Source organism: Serratia sp. PGPR-27 (assembly GCF_022678525.1).
Taxonomy (GTDB): Bacteria; Pseudomonadota; Gammaproteobacteria; order Enterobacterales; family Enterobacteriaceae; genus Serratia; species Serratia nematodiphila.
Map to the genome: position 1 here is coordinate 1 of NZ_JALBYS010000098.1, position 237 is coordinate 237.

Annotated in this window: 1 protein-coding gene; it reads right to left on the reverse strand. The window is 47.7% G+C overall.

The annotated features are described in order from the left end of the window. Positions 1-237: DNA gyrase subunit A (locus MMS95_RS24175; RefSeq protein ID WP_242142441.1), on the reverse strand; the 237-nt coding region annotated here is incomplete at both ends.

Here is a 237-nt window from a genome sequence, read left to right on the forward strand (position 1 = left end):
TTGGTAGTCATCCCAACTGCGATACCGGTTGTCCCATTAACTAGTAGGTTAGGAAAGCGAGCTGGTAATACTTCTGGCTCACGCTCTTCACCGTCATAGTTAGGGATAAAATCAACAGTATCTTTATTCATGTCACGAACCATTTCGTGGGCAATCTTACTCATACGCGCTTCGGTATAACGCATGGCTGCCGCTTGGTCACCATCGACTGAACCGAAGTTCCCGTGACCATCCACT